14 protein-coding genes are annotated in these 21,502 nt (G+C 68.4%); 10 read left to right on the top strand and 4 right to left on the bottom strand.

The genetic code is table 11. The features are described 5' to 3' along the window. Positions 1-212: 212 nt before the first annotated feature. The 9 genes from AC4FS2_RS01185 to AC4FS2_RS01225 all read left to right on the top strand — a co-directional run bounded on the left by AC4FS2_RS01185 (position 213) and on the right by AC4FS2_RS01225 (position 15,797). On the top strand, positions 213-6,755 hold the full coding sequence (locus tag AC4FS2_RS01185) for a DUF4082 domain-containing protein (RefSeq protein WP_491176199.1): 6,543 nt from the start codon (positions 213-215) through the stop codon (positions 6,753-6,755). A gap of 46 nt (positions 6,756-6,801) precedes the next feature. Further along, positions 6,802-7,854 carry a Gfo/Idh/MocA family protein gene (locus AC4FS2_RS01190; RefSeq protein ID WP_491176201.1) on the top strand — a complete coding sequence of 351 codons (1,053 nt, stop codon included), beginning with the start codon at positions 6,802-6,804 and terminating at the stop codon, positions 7,852-7,854. Between the two features lie 28 nt (positions 7,855-7,882). Continuing rightward, a complete protein-coding gene (locus AC4FS2_RS01195) occupies positions 7,883-8,878 on the top strand; it encodes an NAD-dependent epimerase/dehydratase family protein (protein WP_491176203.1) in 996 nt (331 codons plus the stop codon). Continuing rightward, positions 8,875-10,023, top strand: a complete 1,149-nt coding sequence (locus AC4FS2_RS01200) for a DegT/DnrJ/EryC1/StrS family aminotransferase (RefSeq protein ID WP_491176205.1) — start codon at positions 8,875-8,877, stop codon at positions 10,021-10,023. The genes AC4FS2_RS01195 and AC4FS2_RS01200 overlap by 4 nt, the downstream gene beginning before the upstream one ends. Positions 10,024-10,028: 5 nt before the next feature. Next, entirely contained in the window at positions 10,029-10,655 is a 627-nt protein-coding gene (locus tag AC4FS2_RS01205) for a NeuD/PglB/VioB family sugar acetyltransferase (RefSeq protein ID WP_491176207.1), read from the top strand. Next, positions 10,652-11,782 carry a DegT/DnrJ/EryC1/StrS family aminotransferase gene (locus tag AC4FS2_RS01210; RefSeq protein ID WP_491176210.1) on the top strand — a complete coding sequence of 377 codons (1,131 nt, stop codon included), beginning with the start codon at positions 10,652-10,654 and terminating at the stop codon, positions 11,780-11,782. Before AC4FS2_RS01205 ends, AC4FS2_RS01210 begins: the two co-directional genes overlap by 4 nt. Before the next feature lie 5 nt (positions 11,783-11,787). After that, positions 11,788-13,026 carry a glycosyltransferase family 4 protein gene (locus AC4FS2_RS01215; RefSeq protein ID WP_491176212.1) on the top strand — a complete coding sequence of 413 codons (1,239 nt, stop codon included), beginning with the start codon at positions 11,788-11,790 and terminating at the stop codon, positions 13,024-13,026. Beyond that, positions 13,023-14,555: a lipopolysaccharide biosynthesis protein gene (locus AC4FS2_RS01220; protein WP_491176214.1), complete on the top strand. Its 1,533-nt coding sequence runs from the start codon at positions 13,023-13,025 to the stop codon at positions 14,553-14,555. The genes AC4FS2_RS01215 and AC4FS2_RS01220 overlap by 4 nt, the downstream gene beginning before the upstream one ends. Before the next feature lie 81 nt (positions 14,556-14,636). Next, positions 14,637-15,797: a glycosyltransferase family 4 protein gene (locus AC4FS2_RS01225; protein WP_491176216.1), complete on the top strand. Its 1,161-nt coding sequence runs from the start codon at positions 14,637-14,639 to the stop codon at positions 15,795-15,797. Here AC4FS2_RS01225 and AC4FS2_RS01230 read toward each other — a convergent pair. Further along, positions 15,794-17,026, bottom strand: coding sequence for a rhamnosyltransferase WsaF family glycosyltransferase (locus tag AC4FS2_RS01230; RefSeq protein WP_491176218.1), 1,233 nt, complete (start codon positions 17,024-17,026; stop codon positions 15,794-15,796). The genes AC4FS2_RS01225 and AC4FS2_RS01230 overlap by 4 nt on opposite strands. A 92-nt stretch (positions 17,027-17,118) precedes the next feature. Here AC4FS2_RS01230 and AC4FS2_RS01235 point away from each other — a divergent pair, with 92 nt between their 5' ends. Beyond that, on the top strand, positions 17,119-18,015 hold the full coding sequence (locus AC4FS2_RS01235) for a DUF6492 family protein (protein WP_491176220.1): 897 nt from the start codon (positions 17,119-17,121) through the stop codon (positions 18,013-18,015). 10 nt (positions 18,016-18,025) lie between these two features. Here AC4FS2_RS01235 and AC4FS2_RS01240 read toward each other — a convergent pair whose 3' ends face one another. Genes AC4FS2_RS01240 through epsE form a run of 3 tightly spaced genes read right to left on the bottom strand, consistent with a single transcriptional unit; the run spans position 18,026 to position 21,485 of the window. Beyond that, complete coding sequence (locus AC4FS2_RS01240; RefSeq protein WP_491176222.1) at positions 18,026-18,802, bottom strand: chain-length determining protein; 777 nt, start codon at positions 18,800-18,802, stop codon at positions 18,026-18,028. A 12-nt stretch (positions 18,803-18,814) separates the two neighbouring features. Next, positions 18,815-20,239: an O-antigen ligase family protein gene (locus AC4FS2_RS01245; RefSeq protein ID WP_491176224.1), complete on the bottom strand. Its 1,425-nt coding sequence runs from the start codon at positions 20,237-20,239 to the stop codon at positions 18,815-18,817. Positions 20,240-20,273: 34 nt separating this feature from the next. Next, positions 20,274-21,485, bottom strand: a complete 1,212-nt coding sequence (epsE, locus tag AC4FS2_RS01250) for an exopolysaccharide biosynthesis GT4 family glycosyltransferase EpsE (protein ID WP_491176226.1) — start codon at positions 21,483-21,485, stop codon at positions 20,274-20,276. Between the last annotated feature and the right edge of the window lie 17 nt (positions 21,486-21,502).

Raw genomic sequence — 21,502 nt, forward strand, 5'->3', positions numbered from 1 at the left:
GGATGCTCCTTCTCCGTGCCCGCGGATTCGTGAAATTGCTCGTGCACGCGTCCCGACAAACGCTATACTCACGGCGGGGAGACGCACGATTCCAGCACCGGTCACCGGGCAGGGGTCGTCGTCATCGTTATCCGCCTTCGGGCGGACTGGGGTCCGCCGGGGGGCGGAAAACCCGCACGCGCTCTCACGTGCGGCGGGTGGTCTGGGGAAAAATGGGGAACTCGACGCTCGTCGTCCACAACCGACGTTCGCCGCGCGCGCGCCTCGTCGCGGTCGCCGCGCTGGCCGCTCTGGTCCTGTCGCTGCTCGTGGCGCTTCCCTCCGCAGCCCGCGCCGAGGCATCCAGTCCCTGTGGCCCCGACGTCAATGCGATCGAGTGCGAGAACCGGGAACCGGGTACCGACCCCGAGGTGTGGGACATCGAGGGTGCCGGCGACGCCAGCATTCAAGGATTCGCCACCGACATCAGCGTGAATGCGGGCTCCCGCATCGACTTCAAGATCGACACGGATGCCGCGGACTACGACATCGACATCTACCGCACCGGCTGGTACCAAGGCCTGGGCGCGCGCCTCATCGACAGTGTTGAGCCCTCGGCTCCGCTGCCGCAGGTGCAGGATGAATGTCTCTCCGACATCTCGACGGAGCTCTATGACTGCGGTACCTGGGACGTGTCGGCGTCGTGGGATGTCCCCGCCGATGCGGTCTCGGGTGTCTATGTCGCTCGCCTCGAGCGCGGAGACACCGGCGGCGCGAGCCACATCACCTTCATTGTCCGGCGCGACGGCAACACCTCCGACGTGCTGTTCCAGACGTCCGACCCGACCTGGCACGCGTACAACAAATACGGCGGATCGGACTTCTACCAGGGGGCGGTCAACCGCCGCGCCTACAAGATCAGCTACAACCGCCCCTTCGCGACCCGCGGCGGCATCGAGGCGCGTGACTTCTACTTCGCGTCCGAATACGCCACCGTCCGCTTCATGGAGCGCAACGGCTACGACATGAGCTACATCGCCGGCGTCGACACCGATCGACGCGGCGGAGAGCTGCTGAATCACAAGGTCTTCCTGTCCGTCGGTCATGACGAGTACTGGTCGGGTGCGCAGCGGGCGAACATCGAGGCCGCCCGCGATGCGGGGGTCAACCTGCAGTTCCTCAGCGGAAATGAGGGCTATTGGCGAACGCGTTACGAACCCTCCACCGTCGGTCAGGCCACCGATCATCGGACACTCGTGTCCTACAAGGAAACGTGGGGCGACCACGACCACGTCGGTGGGGGCAAGATCGACCCGAGCCCCGAGTGGACCGGTACATGGCGTGACCCGCGGTATGCCGGCCCCGAGCTGGGCGGTCAGCTGCCGGAGAACGCCCTGACCGGCACGATGTACATGGTCAACGACGACTACCTGCCGGTGACCGTGAACGCGGATGAGGGCAAGACGCGGTTGTGGCGCAACACCAACCTGTCGAACCTCGCCGCCGGCGCCTCCGTGGCCCTGGCCCCCAATACTGTCGGGTACGAGTCGAACGAGGACGTCGACAATGGTCACCGTCCTGACGGCCTCATCCGGCTATCGACGACGACCGGGCGGGTTCCGCAGTACCTCGTGGACTACGGAAACACGGTGGTGGCGGGTACGACAACCCATCACGTGACGCTCTACCGCGCGGAGAGCAATGCGCTGGTGTTCTCAGCGGGGAGCATCCAGTGGGGATGGGGTCTGGACAGCGAGCACGACGGCGACAACGCCCCGGCGGCAGACCCCCGCATGCAGCAGGCGCAGGTCAATCTCCTCGCCGACATGGGGGCCCAGCCCGGATCGCTGATGACCGGGCTCGTGGCGACCCCCGCCAGTGGTGACCGTACTCCGCCCGCCACGACGATCACCTCGCCGGCCGCGGGCCAGCAAGTCGCTCACGGCGCCATGGTGACGGTGACCGGGACCGCCTCCGACACCGGAGGGCGTGTTGCCGGCGTGGAGGTCTCCACGGACGGGGGAGACACCTGGCACGCCGCCAACGGCACGACACAATGGTCGTACTCGTACGTGCAGCAGGGCTTCGCCGAAACCCCGATCCTGGCTCGGGCGATCGACGACAGCGCGAACTTCTCCCGCGCGGGTGTCCGCGTCAACGTGGACGTGACCGGGCCTTACACCGTGTTCGCGGGGGAGACTCCCTCCCTCGCCTCATCCCCCGACGACGAGGCCGTCGAGCTCGGCCTGCGCTTCAGCGCGGGTGAGGACGGATTCGTCACCGGGGTGCGCTTCTACAAGGGCCCCTCGAACGCTGGAACCCACATGGGCTCCCTGTGGGACGCGGGCGGGCGGCGCCTGGCGCAAGTCTCCTTCGTCGGCGAAACGTCGACGGGATGGCAGACGGCGCTGTTCGATCAGCCGATCGCCGTGACAGCGGGAGCATCGTACGTGGTGTCGTACACGGCGCCCAACGGTGGGTACGCGTACCACGAGGACTACTGGCCGTACGAGTCGACGCCGAGCTACCCGCTGGTGGTCGAACCGAACGTCGGCGCCTCTGCGGCCGGGGTCTTCGGTGAGCCGGGGGGTTTCCCCAACCGGGCCTTCAGCGCAGGTAACTACTTTGTCGATGCGGTCTTCGAGGCGTCCGCTTCGTCACCGGTACGACTGGCCACCCAGAGCCCGGCGTCCGGCGCGGGGAGTGTGCCGACCGACTCGCCGGTCACCGCTGTCTTCACACGCGATGTCACGCCGGCGTCCGTTGCCATTCAGGTGACGCCTGAGGGCGGCGCGGCCGTCGCGGGAACGGTGTCCTACGACGCGGCCAGCCGGACGGCTCGCTTCGCTCCGGCGGAGCCCTTCGCACCGCTGACGCGCTACTCGGTCACGATCTCCGCAACCCCAGTCGACGGGTCCGTTTTCGATCCGGGCGGCGAGTGGACCTTCCGCACCGCGGGCCAGGCGCCCCCCACCGGCGAATGCCCCTGCACCCTGTACACCGACGACGACCGCCCCACGATCCAGTCCGATCCAGACGCAGACAGCGTCACCCTCGGCGTGCGGTTCACCCCTTCCAAGGCAGGGCACATCAGCGCTCTCCGCTTCTTCAAGGGCGCCGCCAACACGGGGCAGCACGTGGGCGTCCTCTGGCGGGCCGACGGATCCGAGGTCGGACGAGTGACTTTCTCCGGCGAGACGGCGACCGGTTGGCAGACGGCGTACTTCGACCGTCCGCTCGAGGTCGAGGCGGGAGTGGAGTACGTCGCTTCCTACACCGCACCGAACGGGCGATACGCCGTGACGGCGGGGGCGTTCACGCAACCCTTCACCCGCGGACCGCTGACGGTACCGGCTCGCGGCGGCTCCTTCACCTACGACGGAGCCTTCCCGGCTCAGCGCTCGACGTCGAGCTACTTCGTCGATGTGGTGTTCGACGACACCGTAGACGGCCCGACGCTCATGGCTCAGACCCCGCAGGCAGGGGCCATCGACGTCGCCAGCTCGACGGACATCTCGGCCACGTTCGATGTGCCGCTGACGACGGCGCCCACCTTCACCGTGGCGGCCGGCGGGACGGCAGTCACGGGTGCGGTCCGACTCTCGACTGACCGGCGGACAGTCACCTTCGACCCGTCGTCGGCGCTACCGGCCGCGAGTAAAGTCTCCGTCAGTGTCTCGGGCATCGTCTCCGCGGATGGTGCCGGTCGCGACATCCAGTGGGAATTCCACGTCGTCGCCGGCACGGTGACGTTCTTCGGGTCCGACACCCCGGTCGCCACCGCGGCGAATGACGGCGCGTCCCTCGAACTCGGCATGTCGTTCCGTTCGGCGGCGAGCGGGGCAGTGACGGCACTTCGGTTCTTCAAGGCCGCGGGCGACACCGGCACCCACACCGGCACCTTGTGGTCGGCTGCCGGGCGTGCGCTGGCCACAGTGACCTTCCGGGACGAGAGCGCGTCCGGATGGCAGCGCGCCGTCCTCTCGCAGCCGGTGAGTATCGAGCCCGGCGTCGTCTACACCGTGTCCTACCTTTCTCCGCAGGGCAGATACGTCAACGCGGTGGACTACTTCACCAGTGAGATCTCGCGCGGCCCCCTCACCGCGACGGCCGTCGACAACGGCAGCTTCCGATATGGAGCGGGCGGTGTGAAGCCGGATTCGTCCTGGCGGGCGGCGAACTACTTCGTCGATGTCGAGTTCGTGGCCGGCGCGGACGGCTCGCCCGCCGTGTCTGTGACGTCCAAGACGCCCCAGGGAACGGATGTGGCGACCAACGCCGCCATCCGCGCGACGTTGTCGGCCCCCGCCGATTCCCCGTCTCTGTCGCTCAGCACCGGCGGCAACCCGGTTGCCGGCGGCTCCGTGTACGCGAGCGACACTCGCACAATCAGCTTCAACCCGTCTACGGCGCTCGAGCCTGCGACGACGTACACCGCGGTCGTTCGAGTGGGCGGACAGGTCCTCGACCAGTGGACGTTCACGACGGCGACTCCCGAGCTCGGCGGCGTGACCCAAACGCTGTTCGGCGATCGCCTTCCGGCAGTGGCCGCGACCACCGATTCGGACCCGGTCGAGGTGGGCACGGCATTCACCGTCGCCCGCGTCGGACAGGTGACCGCTCTCCGGTTCTACAAGGGCCAGGGAAACAGCGGATCGCATCTCGGCACGCTGTGGAACGAAAGCGGCGTCGCGATCGCGTCGGTGCGTTTCGAGAACGAGACGGCATCCGGGTGGCAGCGCGCCGTGCTGACGACGCCGGTGACTGTGACGCCAGGCCAGACCTACGTGGTCTCCTACTTCGCGCCCAACGGGCGATACGCCGTGGAGACGGGATACTTCGCCTCCGCCAAGACCAGCGGATCGATCACCGGTCCCGCGCAGAACAACGGCCGCTTCCGTTATGGCGCGCAAGGGGGCTATCCGACTCAGTCCTGGGGCGCAGCGTCCTACTTCGTCGATGCGGAGATCGTCTTCGGCTCGCCCTCGCCCACGCCGACCGCGACTCCGACGCCGACCGCGACGCCGACGCCGACCGCGACTCCGACCGCGACTCCGACGCCGACCGCGACGCCGACGCCGACCGCGACTCCGACGCCGACGCCGTCTCCGACTCCGACGCCGACCGCGACTCCGACGCCGACGCCGACCGCGACGCCGACTCCGACGCCGACGCCGACTCCGACGCCGACGCCGACTCCGACGCCGACGCCGACTCCGACGCCGACTCCGACGCCGACGCCGACGCCGACTCCGACGCCGACGCCCACGACGCAGACGCTGTTCGGCTCCGTCACGCCGACGATCGCCTCATCCAATGAGTCGGATCCGGTGGAAGTCGGCACTGCATTCCGCGTGACAGCGCCCGGCAAGGCCACGGCTATCCGCTTCTACAAGGGCCCCGGCAACTCCGGGACCCACCGGGGCACTCTCTGGGGCGCAAATGGTGCACAGCTGGCCCGCGTGACCTTCTCGGGCGAGACGGCGGCCGGTTGGCAGCGTATGGCGCTCTCGACACCGGTGGACTTGGTGCCTGGCGTGACGTACGTCGTGTCCTATCTGGCGCCGAACGGCAACTACTCCTACACCACCCGCTACTTCGCGACCGAGCGCGTGGCAGGTGCCATCGTCGGACCGGCTGGGAACAACGGCCGCTTCCGATACGGCACCGCGGGAGGCTACCCAGAGCAGTCGTGGCAATCCGCGTCGTACTTCGTCGACGCAGAGGTCACCTTCGGGGGTTCGGGCACTACGCCGACGCCGACGCCGACGCCGACACCGACGCCGACCGCGACGCCGACGCCGACCGCAACGCCGACGCCGACGCCGACGCCGACGCCGACACCGACGCCGACACCGACGCCGACCGCGACGCCGACGCCGACCGCAACGCCGACGCCGACACCGACGCCGACCGCAACGCCGACGCCGACACCGACCGCCACGCCGACGCCGACGCCGACGCCGACCGCAACGCCGACGCCGACACCGAGCGCCACGCCGACGCCGACGCCAACCGCGATCCGTGTGAGTGCGCAGAGCCCCGCCGGCGGAAGCACCGACGTCGCGCCGACCACGACGGTGTCGGCGACGCTCCAGCCCGCCCCCGCAGCTGCGACGCTCCGCGTGTCCGGGCCTTCCGGCACTGTTTCGGGAACCAGCGAGTACAACGCATCCAGCGGCGTCGTGAACTTCGTCCCGGCGAAGCCGTTGGAGTGGTCGACTGGCTACACCGCCACGGTGACCTCGTCCGCCGGCACGGTGAGCGGCGGATCGTGGAGCTTCGCCACCGCCGCCGCACCGCCCGTCGTCGACGCTCAGACGATCTTCGGCGACGCCACCCCGCAGCATCCATGGTGGGATGACCACGACAGCGTGCAGGTGGCCACTCGTTTCACAGTCAACTCGCCCGGAGAGGCAACAGGCGTTCGCTTCTACAAGGGTCAGACCAACACCGGTCAACACACGGGCTACCTCTGGAACGCCGCGGGCCAGCGCATCGCCGAGGTGGAGTTCGTCAACGAGACCGCCTCGGGGTGGCAGACGGCGAAGTTCACTGCACCGGTCGCGCTCGTCGCTGGTACGGAGTACCGCGTGGGGTTGTACAGCACGACAGGGCGGTACGCCGTCGACGTCGGAACCTTGGCAACCGAGACACGCATCGGACCGTTCACGATCCCGGCCAAGGGGAGCGCCTTCGTCTACGGTCGGGAGTATCCGGCCGGACTTTCGACCCACAACTACTGGGTCGACATCATCTTCGACGGCGCCGGCTGACGGCACGTCGATCATCTGGGGAATCACGAAGTGGATTGGGGAATCCGTGACTGACCGTAGGAACATCGCCGTCATCGGCGCTGGCTATTGGGGACCGAACCTGGCGCGGAATTTCCGCAACAGCAACGACTGGAACCTGGCCGCGATCTGCGACCTCGACATCGACCGCGCGCGCCGCGTGGCGGAGAGCGTCGGTGGCGTGCCTGTCACGACGAGCCTGGGCGAAGTGCTGGCCGACCCGCTGATCGACGCCGTCGCGATTGCGACGCCGGCGGGCACGCACCACAGGATCGTCATGGCGGCGCTGGATGCCGGAAAGCATGTCATCGTCGAGAAGCCGCTTGCCGACAGCAAGACGTCGGGGCAGGAGATGGTGAGCCGCGCCGCGGAGCGGGGTCTCGTTCTGATGGCCGACCACACCTACTGCTACACGCCCGCGGTGCTGAAGATCCGCGAGCTGATCGCCGAAGGGTTCCTCGGCGACATCCTGTTCGTCGACAGCGTCCGCATCAATCTGGGTCTCATCCAGCCCGACGTCGACGTGTTCTGGGATCTGGCGCCGCACGACCTGTCCATCATGGACTTCGTGCTGCCCGGCGGTCTCGACGTCACGAGCGTCTCGGCACACGGTGCGGACCCCCTGCAGACCGGCAAGGCGTGCGTGGGCTACCTCGCCATGCCGCTGGCCGGCGGTGCGATGGCGCACGTGCACGTCAACTGGCTCAGCCCGACGAAGATCCGTCAGATGGTCATCGGCGGAACCAAGCGGACGCTCGTGTGGGACGACCTCAATCCGCAGCAGCGGGTGAGCGTCTACGACCGTGGAGTTGACATCGCGGAGGTCTCAAAGGCCACCACCACCGATGCGCGCTCCGCGCACATCTCGTACCGTCTCGGCGACACCTGGGCTCCGGCTCTGCCCGAGGGCGAAGCGCTCGCGGGCGTTGCGACGGAGTTCGCCGCCGCCATCCGCGAGGGGCGGACCGCACGCACGGACGGAGCGGCCGGACTCCGGGTGCTTTCCGTTCTCGAGGCGGCGGCGGCCAGCCTCACCGGCTTCGGCGCACCGCAGCCCATGACGGCGCCTGTCGCCGCGTAGTTCACGAATTCACAGGGGAGAGATTCGAATGGTGAACATTCACAATGCCGACGTGCTGGTCACGGGTGGCGCAGGAACGATCGGGTCCACACTGGTCGACCAACTCGTCGCCGCAGGAGCGGGTCGGGTGCAGGTGATCGACAACCTCGTGCGCGGTCGCCGTGCCAACCTCGACGATGCTCTCGCTACCGGGCGGGTCGAGCTGATCGACGGAGACATCCGGGACGCGGCGCTGGTGGACGAGCTCACGGCCGGCAAGGACCTGGTGTTTCATCAGGCCGCCATCCGCATCACCCAGTGCGCCGAAGAGCCGCGCCTTGCGCTCGAGGTGCTGGTGGATGGCACGTTCAACGTCGTCGAGGCTGCCGCTCGTCACAAGGTCGGCAAGCTGATTGCCGCCTCGAGCGCGTCGGTGTACGGAATGGCGGAGGAGTTCCCGACGACCGAACGCCACCACCACCACAACAACGACACGCTGTACGGCGCGGCCAAATCCTTCAACGAGGGTCTGGTGCGGAGCTTCCGCGCGATGCAGGGCCTCGATTACGTCGTGTTGCGCTACTTCAACGTCTACGGCCCCCGCATGGACGTGCACGGGCTGTACACCGAGGTGCTCGTGCGCTGGATGGAGCGCATTGCCGACGGACGTCCGCCGCTGATCTTCGGCGACGGCACGCAGACGATGGACTTCGTCTGCGTCCCCGACATCGCGCGCGCCAACGTCCTGGCCGCGGAGAGCGACATCGTCGAGGGCGTGTACAACATCGCCAGCGGCTCCGAAACGAGCCTGTTGGGCCTCGCCGAGGCGCTGCTTCGAGCGATGGACTCCGACCTGGACGTCGAGCACGGGCCCGAGCGGGCCGTCAACGGCGTGGTCCGCCGGCTCGCCGACACCGAGGCGGCGCGTCGCGACCTGGGCTTCGAGTCGTCGATCGAACTCGAAGAGGGGCTTCGGATGCTCGTGGAATGGTGGCGCCCGCTGCGCGACGAGATCTCCATGGGCCGGACGGTGGTGGCGGCATGAGCGTCGTCCAGGAGTCGCGCATCAATGTGATGACGCCGTGGCTCGGCGCCGAAGAGGTAGCCGCGGTGACCGCGGTGATCGAGTCGGGCTGGGTAGCGCAGGGCCCCAAGGTCGCCGAGTTCGAGCGGGCCTTCGCCGCCGCGATGCAGGCCGGTGAGGCGGTGGCCGTATCGAACTGCACCACCGCGCTCCACCTCGCGCTCGTCGTGGCCGGCGTGGGAGCCGGGGACGACGTCGTCGTTCCTTCCTTCTCGTTCATTGCGACTTCCAACGCCCCGACCTACGTCGGTGCGCGGCCGGTGTTCGCCGAGGTCGACGCGCTCACGGGCAACGTCACCGCCGAGACGGTCGAGTCTGCGCTGACGCCGGCGACCCGCGCCGTCATCGTCGTCGACCAGGGCGGGATCCCGGTGGATCTCGACGCCATCCGCGCCGTCTGCGACCCGCGAGGAATCGTCGTGATCGAGGATGCTGCGTGCGGCGCCGGGTCCACCTACAAGGGGCGGCCGGTCGGCGCGGGGGCTGAGCTTGCTGCGTGGTCGTTCCACCCGCGGAAGATCCTCACGACGGGCGAGGGGGGAATGCTGACCACGAGCAACCCGGAGTGGGCAGCTCGGGCACGCATGCTGCGCGAGCACGCCATGAGCGTCTCCGCCGCCGACCGGCACGCGAGCCTCGTCTCCCCGCCGGAGGTGTACGCCGAGATCGGCTATAACTTTCGGATGACCGACCTCCAGGCTGCCGTCGGCATCGCGCAGCTCGCGAAGCTGCCCGAAGTGGTGGGACGCCGTCGGGTGAACGCCGCGCGCTATCGTCGAGAAATCGACGCAATCGCCGGGCTCCGTCTGGTGGCCGATCCCGACTGGGGCACGAGCAACTTCCAGTCGCTGTGGGTCGAAGTCGAAGACACGTATCCGGTGGATCGCGAGCAGCTCCTCGCCACGCTCGCCGACGCCGGGATTTCCGCGCGCCGGGGCATCATGGCCGCGCACCGCCAGCCCCCCTACCGTCACCTCGCCGCAGAGGGCTCACTGCCCGTCACGGAGCGGCTCACCGACCGGACACTCATCCTGCCGCTGTTCCACACTCTGACGACAGCGGATCAGGATCGCGTGATCGCGGTGCTGCGCAATCCAGAGGGGTGACGGTCATGGGGGACGGGGTTCTGCTCGTGGGGGCGAGCGGCCTCGCGCGCGAGGTGCTGGCCGCCGGGATCACCGGCGTCACCGGCATCCTCGACGACGACGTGGAATTGCACGGCCAGGAGGTCGGCGGTGTGCCCGTTCTCGGGCCGATCGCCGATGCGGCAACCCGCAGCGAACAGCTGCTCGTCTGCATCGGACCGAGCGCAGGCCGCCGCCAAGTGGTGCGCCGGCTCGGCCGGCTGGGCGTGGAATCCGACCGGTATGCGACCTACGTCGCACGGTCGGTGCGGATCGGCTCCACGAGTGACGTCGCAGCGGGCAGTATCCTGCTCGATGGGGTCGTCGTCACGGCCGATGCGCGCGTCGGCTCCCACGTCGTGGTGATGCCGAACTGCACCATCACTCACGATGACATCTTGGAAGACTTCGTCACGCTGACCTCCGGGGTAGCGCTGGCGGGCGATGTGCGGGTGGGGGAAGCCGCGTACATCGGAATGAATGCGGCGGTGCGACAGGGGTTGTCGATAGGCGCCGACGCAACGGTGGGGATGGGGGCAGTCGTGGTCTCCGATGTCCCCGCCGGTGAAATCTGGGCCGGAGTACCGGCCCGCCAACTGGGGGAGAAGAAATGACCGAGAACGTTCCATTCCTGGATCTGTCCGCACAGCAGGCGGAGATCATCGACGAGGTGCTGCCGCGCTGGCGTGAGCAGTTCCGCTCGGCCGCCTTCATGGGCGGACCCGAAGTGGCCGCCTTCGAAGAGGAATACGCCGCCTACCTCGGCGTGGAGTCGGTCATCGGGGTCTCCAACGGTACCGACGCGCTCGAGCTCGCCTACCGTGCCGTGGGCGTCGGCCCCGGCGACGAGGTCATCATGCCCGCCAACACGTTCATCGCGACGGCGGAAGCTGCCTCCCGCATCGGGGCGGTTCCCGTCTTCGTCGACGTCGAGGACGAGCACCTCCTCATCGACCCGGACGCGGTCGCCGCAGCCGTCACCGAGCGCACCCGGGCCATCGTGCCCGTGCACCTGTTCGGTCAGACCGCCCCCGTGGAACTTCTGACTCCGATCGCCGAGCGCCACGGCATCCCCGTCATCGAGGACGCCGCCCAGTCGCAGGGGTCGTACTCGGCGGCGGGCCGCTCGGGAGCGATGGGCCGCGTGGCGGCCACGAGCTTCTACCCCGGCAAGAACCTCGGTGCTGCCGGCGACGGCGGCGCGGTGATGACCAACGACCCCGAGGTCGCTCAGGCCGTGCGCGAGATGGCCGCGCACGGCAGCGCGGTGAAGTACGTGCACCACCGCGTGGGGTTCAACGCACGCCTGGATGCGGTGCAGGCCACCGTTCTGCGGGCCAAGCTTCGGCGCCTCGACGCATGGAACTCCGCGCGCCAGGAGGCGGCGGCCTGGTACGGGCAGATCCTCAGCGGCATCGAGGGCGTCCGGCTCCCGTCCGTACGGCCGGGCAACTCCGATGTGTGGCACCTGTATGTCATCCGGCTCGAAGAGCGCGACCGCGTGCTCGCCCAGCTGACAGCCGACGGCATCGGTGCCGGCATCCACTATCCGACGCCCGTGCACCTGACCGAGGCCTACGCCTCCCTCGGGTACCGGCGCGGGCAGTTCCCCGTCGCCGAGGCGGCGGCCGACCGCATCCTGTCGCTCCCGATGTTCCCCCACCTGCTCGAGGAGCAGCAGGAACGAGTAGCGGCGAGCCTGGCTCGCGCCGTCGTGCGCGAGCCCGCGCTGGTTCGATGAAGGGGATGACCCGCACCCGTGAAGGTGGTCGGGTGCTCGTGCAGATGAACGGGCTGGGTCTGGGTGGCACGGAGATCAACGCCGTCCAGTTCGCGGCCGCGGTTCGCGAGCACGGGTATGACTCGGTTCTGGTCGGGCCGGCCGACACGCTCCCGGCGGGCCCGTCGATTCGGGACGTCGCCTCCGAGTACGGCATCGAGGTGACGCCCTTCGAACGACCCACATCGGCCGTTCGAGCCGCGCGTCTGCTCGAAGGGCTCGCGACAGAGGCGGGAGCGGATCTGGTGCACGTGTACGGGCAGGGCACGATCCGCGGCGCCTATCTCGGTCCCTGCCGGCTGGCACGGCGTCCGCTCGTTCAGACGGCGTACGAGATGGCCATCGACCCCTACACGCTCGATGCACCCGAACTGATCGTCGGCACACGCTACCTTCTCGAGGAGTGTGAGGCCCGCGTGGGGGAAACGACGCTCATCAGTCCGCCCGTCGATCTCGACCGCGACACGGCCGACGCCGCGGACGCGCAGCGCTTCCGCGCCGACTGGCGGATCGCCGCGGATGAGACCGCCGTCGTCTGGGTCGGCCGGCTCGATCCGGAGATGAAGGCGCCCGCCGTCGGCACTCTCATCGATGCCGTCGCCCGCATGCGCGACGAGCGCGTGCGCCTCGTCATCGTCGGTGGCGGCAGGTCGGAAGCGGAGCTACGGCACCGCGGCGAGGAGGCGAACTCCCGGCTCGGTCGAGACGCGATCGTGTTCACCGGGGCGCTCGGCGACCCCCGCCCCGCGTACGCTGCCGCGGACATCAGTGTGGGCATGGGCAGCTCGGCAGCCCGGGGTCTGGCCTTCGGGGTCCCCCTCGTGGTCATCGGGGAGAACGGGTGGTCTCAAACCTTCACGCCGGAAACCGCCGCCGGCCTGTTCCGCAACAGCTTCTGGAGCGCAGAGGCACCGCCGGATGGTGCGGCCGATCTCGCCCGTCACCTCACAGCTCTGGTCGCCAACCCGGCTGGCGCACGCGCGCTCGGAAAGTTCGGCCGCGAATTCGCTGAACGCGAGTTCGGTCTCAGGGCAATGGGCGCTCGTCTCGCCGTGGTCTACGAGCGTGCACGCACCAGCTACACCGGGCGCATGTGGCTTCACGACCTCCACCGTGAGCGCCGCGCAGCGACCCACCTCGTGCGTCGGAGGCTCGGGTTGCCTGCGCGAGGACGCGAAGACGGAGAGTATCGGTACCCGATATGACCACGCACGCCGGCGAGGAAGCACCCGAACAGGCGGGCTCCACGACGCCCGCGTCGAGTGCGGCCGCTGAGCCATCGCTCGCCGCACGATCCAAAGCGGGGGTCGGGTGGCTCGCAGCCCAGACGTGGGTGGCGAAGGCGGGCGGCTTCCTGACCTTGGTCATCCTGACGCGTCTGCTCACGCCGACGGATTTCGGGCTCGTCGCGATCGCGATGACGATTCTGCCACTGGTGTACCTCATCGCCGACCTGGGTTTCGGTACCTATGTGATGCAGCTTGCTGAGCTGGACCGGGTCACGACGAGCACAGCGTTCTGGTACTCGGCCTCGTCCGGTGTCGTGCTCGCGGGCGGTCTCGCCCTCTGCGCCCCGCTTCTCGAGGGACTGTTCGGTGTGCCCGGGGTCTCCATGGTCGTCCTGGGTATGACTCCGGCGATCCTTCTTGTGGCGATATCAGCGGTGCCCGTCGCCCTGTTGCGTCGAGGCATGCGATTCCGCGCTCTGGCGCTGCAGTCGGCGGCTGCGGCGCTCATCGCTCAGGCGGTCGCCATCGGCCTGGCGTTGGCCGGTGCGGGTGTGTGGGCGCTGATCGCGCAGACGTGTGTGGCGCAAGCGGTCATCCTCGTCGGCGCCTGGATCGCGGCTCGCTGGAGACCCGACTTCACGTTCGGCCGTCAGACATTCGCGACGATGGTCCGTTTCGGGGGCAAAGTCGTCGGCGTGAACGTCGTGGCGTTGGTACGCATGTGGGCGGAGAATGCGATCATCGCGAACGTGCTCGGGGCGGCGGCCCTGGGGCGGCTGAGCGTCGCCCAGCGCCTGGTGCAGACCACGCAGGAGATCGCCTCTTCCGCGATCTCCCCGATCTCTACGGTCGTTTTCGCGCAGGTGCGGGATGATCCGGAGCGTCTCCGCCGGGGATACGCGCGCGCTTTGGGGCTCGCTTATCTCATCATCACGCCGGCACTGACGGCGATCGTCGTGCTTTCGCCGATTCTGGTTCCGTTGCTCTTCGGTCCGCAGTGGGGCGAGAGTGCGATCGCTTCGCAGGCCCTTGCCCTGGCGGCCATCTTCACACTGGGAGCGGTGCTGGATCACGGACTCTTCTACGGGCTCGGCAGGCCGGGGACGTGGCTGGCCTATGCCACCGTGATCGACACGATCACGGTGGGGGCCACCGTCATCGCCGTCTGGTCAGGCATCGTCGCGGTTGCGATCGGCTTCGCCATCGTCGCGGCGACCGCCACGATCGCGCGCTGGGTACTCGTCGCCCGCGCGATCGGCTCTTCGGTGTGGACCGTTGCGCGGCCGTTGACCTCCGCCATGGTGCTGGCCGTGGTTTCGGGGGCGGCGGGCTGGGGAGTACTCGTCCTCACCTCCGGACTTCCGGCGCCCCTCGTCGTCATGGCGGCGGGCTTCGTCATCCTCTCGGTGCACGTGCTGCTGGCGTTCGTCATACTTCCGGCGTCCGCGCGAGAATTGTTCACGTTGGTCCGCGGCCGGGTCGGCCGCAGACGGGGTCGGCGATGAACTCCGACCTCAGGGAGCGTGCGTGCACGCGGCTGCGTCTCGGTGCCCCGAGTCGCGACCGCCCAGCTGGAAAGGCGTCCGATGCTTGATAGGACAGAGGCTGCGCGCCCCCGAACGCAGGCGGCCATAGAACGTATCGCCTTCCTCTACCCCGACCGTGGCCCTCTCACACCCGCCCACTGGTCGGGAACGCCGGCTGCGCTTCTGTCGGCGTTCCGTGGGCGGGGACTTGACGTGCAAGAGGTGGGTTACGACGTTCCCCGCGCGATCTCGGCACCCGTGCACGTCCTCGCTTCGCTGGGGTCGCGCGGCACCGCAGAAAGCGACCACAGCCCGGTGAAAATGGGCGCCAGGGAACGCGCTATGAACGCCTCGTTGCGCGGGCTCGGTGGCGTCGACGCCGTGGTGGCAGTCGGCACCGACTCCTATCGCCTCGGCCGATTGAGCCTCGCCGGTACCCGGACAGCCACGTACGACGACGCCACGCTGCAGACCATGTGGGCGCACCCGCATTCCGACACCCGGGCGGCGATGTTCCGCGAGGCGGCGGTGAAGCGATGGATCGACGTCCAGCGCGGCTCTTCCCGTGCCGCGACCGTGAACTGCGTCAGCACCGGGTGGGCGGCGAGGTCGTTCGTGGAGGACTATGGGCTTCCCGCGGGCAAGGTACGCGTGGTCGGCATGGGACACCGCCCCCGCGCTGCTCAGCCCGGCATCGACCGGTCCCCGCATCCGTCATTCTTGTTCGTCGGGGTGGACTGGAAGCGCAAGAACGGCGCCGCGGTCCTGCGCGCCTTCACGCGCGTGCGTGAGCGGTTCCCGGCCGCCGAGCTGCACCTGGTGGGTCAACACGTCCCCGTACGCGCGGCCGGAATCATCGATCACGGACTGCTGCGGCGGGACGACCTCGACGCACAGCGGCTCTTGGACCGGCTCTACCTGTCGTGCACCGCGTTCGTGCTTCCCAGCATGTTCGATCCCTCGCCCATCGCCTACCTGGAGGCCGCGTCCGCAGGTCTCCCGGTTGTGGCGACGATCGAGGGTGGCGCGGGGGAGCTTCTGCGGGAGGGTGCGATCACGGTCGACCCCTCCTCAGACGAAGCGATCTTCCAAGCGATGCTGACCCTGGCAGACCCAGGAGAAGCGGCGCGTCGCGGCGCGCTGGCCGCCCAGGCTGCGCAGTCCGCCACGTGGCACCACGTGGCCGGGCGGATACTCGACGCGCTCGAGCAGGCCGGCTAACCCCTTCCGGAGTCGCCGGCGACCGGGACGGGAGCATCCACTTCCTCGGCGATGATCACGGCCAGGCGGCGGCCGGTCTCATCCCAGCCCGGCGTTGTGACACTCGCCGAGACGGCGCGGTGGTATTCGTCGTCACTGCCGGCGGACACGGCGGCGCTCAGCGCGTCCGCGATGCCCGCGGGGGTGGGGACCGCCCACGCGACGTGTGGATTCGGGAGGTCTGCGCGTGCGAGCGGGGAGTCGTTGACGACCGGGACCACCCCGGCGGCCAGCATCTCTTCGGCGACGAGAGAGATGTTGGTGAAGGACAGGGCGATGCCGGTGATCACGGTGTTGTACAGCTCGTTGAGTTGCTCCGGCGGCAGGCTTCCGTGGTTGACGACCGGGAACGGCAGCTCGCGGGGCGGATCGCCGTAGGTGTGGATGGGCTCGTCGGGGTGCCGGCGGTGGAACTCTGCCAGCGCCATCACCGCCAGCCGGTGTCCGCGCCGATCGTTGCCGCGCTTGGAGTAGAAGAGCACACCCGAACGGCGGGTCGCCGGCTCCAGCAGCCGATAGACCTCGGTGTCGCATCCGAACGGTACGTGGTCGGCGGCGATGCCCATCTCAGAAGCGAGCACATCGCGGACCATTGCCCCCAATGCGACGTTGCGGTGCCCGAGTCGATAACTGTCCTCGGCGATCGCGTATTCACTGCCGCGGGGGTAGAAATACGGCTCGAAGTCCTGGATGAAATACACCACCGGCTGGCCCGGCAGCCGGCGGCGCGCGGCCACGTGTGCCGTCGGCCACGACGACGCGACGACGGCATCGAACCCCGCCAGAGTGTCCCCGACCGTCTCGATGTCGCAGGTCAGCCATGGCCAGGCGGAACGGACGACCTGTACGTTGCGGGCGTGGTCGCTGCGGTACCGGTCGTAGAAGAGGAGCGTGTTCTGGAAACCGGCGGCGCGGGCGGCCTCCATCATCCGGAAGAGCGTCGTGTGCCCGCCCGACCCCGCCCCCGGGGGGACCACCATCCAGCCGAGCCGGCGGCGGCCCGGCAGTCGCGTGGCCGCCTGCGCGGTACCGGCCACAGCCTGGGAGTCGGCGATGTCGCCGGGGAGGAGCGGGAAATCGAGCTCCGCGGCATGGAGGCGATCACTCCAACGTCGCACCGCATGCTGTGCGATCTCGCGAGGGCTCTTACGTGCGAGACTCCCGAACAACTGCCGGACTGATGCGGCCATTTTCTCCCCAGAACGTCGGCTGTGTGCGGGCAACCGAAGGCGCGTCACGATTCCCTCGACGAATGTACGCCCTGCTCCGGCAGGCTGCGACGGTGAACGGTAACGTTACGCGCGTGCCGACCATGGAGATCATCACACCCAGCTACGCGCCCGACCGCGAACTGGCCGGTGACCTCGTCCGGAGCGTCCGCCGCTTCGCCCCCGAGGGGACGAGCCACACGGTGATCGTTCCCTCCCGCGATCTGGCGGTGTTCCGGCCTCTCGAGGCGGACGGAGCCACCGTGAAGAGCGCCCGTGAGGTCATGCCCCGCGGTTTTTTTCGCATGCCCCTCGCGAACGCCTGGCTCAGTGCGCGGTCGCCCTGGCCGCCTGTGCGGGGGTGGATCGCTCAGCAGATCGTGAAGCTTCAGGCGGCAGCGAACAGCACCGCGGACACGGTTCTCGTCGCCGATTCGGACATCGAGTTCGTCCGGCCGTTCTCCCTCACCGATTTCCTCATCGATGGGCGCGTCCCGTTGTACCGCCTCGAGGACGCCGTCACCAGCGCGCTTCCGCGACACATGATCTGGGATGGCGTTGCCCGCCGTCTCCTCGGATTGCCCGCCAGCACGACTCCGGCCAGACCCGATTACATCTGCTGGCCGTGCGTATGGGATCCCGCTGTGGTGCGGGGTGCGCTGCGCACCGTCGAACGGACGACCGGCAAGCCGTGGCCGGTTGCGGTCGGCCGGGAACTCCACTTCTCCGAGATGGTCCTTTACGGTGTTTACGCGGAACACGCCGCCACCCTGCACTCCCCGACGCCATTCACCACAGACATGCACTGCCCGAGCTTCTCCGATGAGCGTGCGCTCGACGAGTCCGCATTGATGGGTTTCCTCGGCACGCTGGACCGTGGGGACGTCGCCGTCATGATCTCCGCCAAGTCAGGGACGGATCTCGAGTTGCGACGCCGCTCGATCGCCGCGATCGCAGACCCCGGACGCTGACGGCGCCGGCCTACTGGCCGCGCACTTCGCTTTGCACGATGACCGTCGCATCCATCGGCTTGTAGTGCACGCGGCGGCCCCGACGCGGGGGTTTTCCGGTGCTCGTGTCGGGTTCGGTCTCGTCGGTCGAGTTGCGCTCGCGGGCGGCGCGCATCGCGCGCTTCGCGCGCACATTGCCGATCCACGTGCCCAGCGAGATGGCGCCGAAGACCAGTACCAGGCCGGCGATGCCGACCACCACGACGGTGCGCAGACGGCTCGACAGCTGCTCGGTGGGCGTGCTCGGGGCGGAGACGGTGATGGCGGTGAACAAGAAGCGCTCATCCGCCCCGTTGACCGTCTGCACTTCATGCAGGTACGTCGTCAAGAGCGCGCCGAGTTCGTTGACCGCCTGCAACGACGACTGCGGAGTGTCGCCTGCTGCCGAGATCGAAACCACGAGACCGCCCCCGAGCGCACCCGAGTTGACGGTGTAGTCCGTGCTCATGCCCATGTCCTCGAGCCGGTCTGCCGTCTCCTGCGAATTCAGTCGCGTGATGACGACGTTGGCCACCAGGTTCGGATCGGAAGAGCGGAGGTACGGGTTATCCGAGTTCAGCTCGAGCAGCGACGGGTCTGCGTCGATCTCCTTCTCGGAAGGCACTTTCGGGTTGGCCAACGCGAACGACTGCGTGGAGTCGTATGTGCGCGGGCCCTCGACATAGACGAAGACCGCCGCCGCGATGGCGATGACGATGGCGGGTAGGGCGAACCACTTCTGCCGCCATACCGTGCGAAGTACTGCCATAGGATCCATGTCTCATTCCCCCAAGTTGTGAGACGTGAACAGTGTCCGGCGGCCGAGAAAACTCGTCTCACCTTGCACCATTCTCCAAACCGCGCCCGACAAGCCGACGAGCAGCGGATACACCAGAGCAAAAACCGGAAAAGACAACGAGTCGAAGGTCACTGAGCAGACGGCCCCGACGGCCAGGCCGCCTGCGACCGCGCCTGCCAGAGCGCGTAAGGCCGGCGCCTTTGCCGCGCGTGCGGCGAGCACCGTCGTGAAGGCGGGCAGCCACAGGTAGACGATCAGGAAAGCCAAGCCGATCAGACCGATGCTGACGGCCGCGTTCAGATACTGGTTGTCCAGGATCTGGAGCGCGTTCTGGGCCTGATAGTTGCCGGGACCGAGACCGAACCACGGATTCTCGTCCACCAGCCGCACCACGCGCGGATAGTTGTTCGTCCTCGTCGAGATCGACGGGTCGGAGTTGTCGGCGGTGAGAGCGCTCGTGAGCGTGCCGATGAATCCAGGAACGGCGATGAAGAGGAACGTGATCGCGAAGGGAAGGGCGACCAGAACGACGCGCCTCGCGGCACGAGGCATGAACGGTACGAAGACGGCCAGGGCGACCGCTGCCCCGAGGGTGCCTGATCGTGAGACGGTCGATGCGATCGCGAAGACCAGGAGGGCTGTTTGCAGCCAGTGGAACCACCGCTTGCCCTTCGGATCGTACAGCGCCCGCCAGATCGAGAGGGGGAGCAGCATCGCGCTCACCACCGCGAACTCGATCGAGTGGAAGGTGCTTCCCGCCACACGCATCAGGTTTCCGCGTTGCTGGAACGCGGTGTCACCGCCGTTGTAGGTGAAGCCGGCCATCGCGGTCTGGATCCACTCCATCGGGTTGATGTGGGTGGTGAACTGCACCAGGCCCACGAGGCTGCAGAAGAACGCCCCGGCCAGGATCCAGCGGGTGAGCTGCAGGACGTCGCCCATGGTGCGCACCGTCTCGCCGGCAGCGAGGATGAGGCCGATCGACGCGGCCACCAGGATCATCCACCGGTCCGCGGACGCCAACGCCGTTTCGTTGGTCCGGCCGATCCAGCCGCCATGAAGCGCGATGTATGACCCGCCCACGGCGAAGAAGAGCATCACTCCTGCGAGCCGGCCAGGAAAGCGCATTTCGATGGGGCGATGCAGGTTCCACAGCCAGGACGCGAACCAGAAAGCCAGCAGAAGGCTGCACAGCATGAGCGGGACGGTGCCCGCTGCACCGATCACTTCGATGACCATGCTCGAGGGGAAGAAGAAGATCGAGAAGGCTGCCAGGCGCAGCAGCAGGGGCACGGTGCCGCGCTGCCCGGCGAGCGGATTCTGCGCAAAGCGCGAGTGCACGTGTCGTGCGCGGGCGAGCCAATGCTGGCGATCGCGCGCGGCGCGATCGTCGTATGTCGTCGTCACTGTGCCCCCCCGGACGCTTGGTTTGTTATCGAGGTCACGGCCGCAGAGGCCGATCCGCCGAATCTCGTGCGCGGTCGATCGAATCGATAAGCACCTGTGCGCTCGACTCGCTGGTGAAGTGCGCGCGCACGCGAGCGCGCCCGCGTTCTCCGAGTGCGCGCGCTTCGTCTGGCGCATCCAGCAGGCGGCGGATGGCCCCGGCGATGGCATGCGGGTCCGTCGGGTCTACGAGCGTCCCCGTCCCAGGCTCGAGGAGTTCACGGACCCCGCCCCCGTCGCCCACCACCACGGGCACCGCAGCGCCCATGGCCTCCATGATCGCGACCCCCAGTGGTTCGCCGCGGCTGGCCAGGACGAACACGTGGGCACGCTCGAGGTGGTCGCGCACGAGATGCTCACCGATGGCGCCGAGCAGCCGCACGCGGTCCTGCATGCCGAGTTCCTCAATGAGCTCTTCGAGGTCGCGCCGGTATCCCGATCCGCCCTGCTCGTCCTCACCGGCGATCGCAAGCTCCACCGGGATGCCCTCGTCGGCGAGGATGCTCACCGCGCGGATCAAGACGTCATGACCCTTGGCCGGGTTGAGGCGGCCGCAGCTGAACAGCATCGCGTCGCCCACCCCGCTCCAGGGCTGGTAGGACTGCACGCGTTCGGTGTCGGCCAGGCGAATACCCATCGGGGCGAGCCGCGTGCGGTCGGCGATCCCCACGCCGAGGGCGGCTCGCAGGTCGGTGCGCAGTTTTTCGGTGATCACCAGGCCGAACGAGGCGTGGCCCCACTTAGCGGCCTGCTGCGGGCCGTAATCGCTGAGCGGTCCGTGCAGAGTCACGCTGTAGGTGAGGTCGGCGAGAGCGGCCGCGACCATGGCGACCCGCGCCGAGTTGCCGCTGGAATGCACATGGACGTGCGTCCACCCCTGCCTGCGTGACCGCCCGGCAAGCACAGCGGCGGCAAGCAGCACTTTGCCCCTTTCGGGGAGGGAGCCCGGCCCGACGCGGGAAAGCGCCGTGCGGAGCATCCCGCGGACCTGGGCGGCGGCGAGCACGCGCACCGCGCCGAAGCAGTCGCGGATTGCGGGACGGGCAAGATAGCTGGTGCGCTGCGCCGCGATGCTGCCCCACGGGTGGACGGTCGGCGGTGCTGCCGGCGGTGTGGTGGAGAGGATGTCGATCGTCTCCCCGGCAGCTTCCAGCGCCTCGATCTCGCGCCAGAAGAACGCATGTGTCTGTCCAGGGAACTCGGGCACCAGGTAGCCGATTCCCT

The organism is Microbacterium sp. Z10_103 (genome assembly GCF_058310455.1).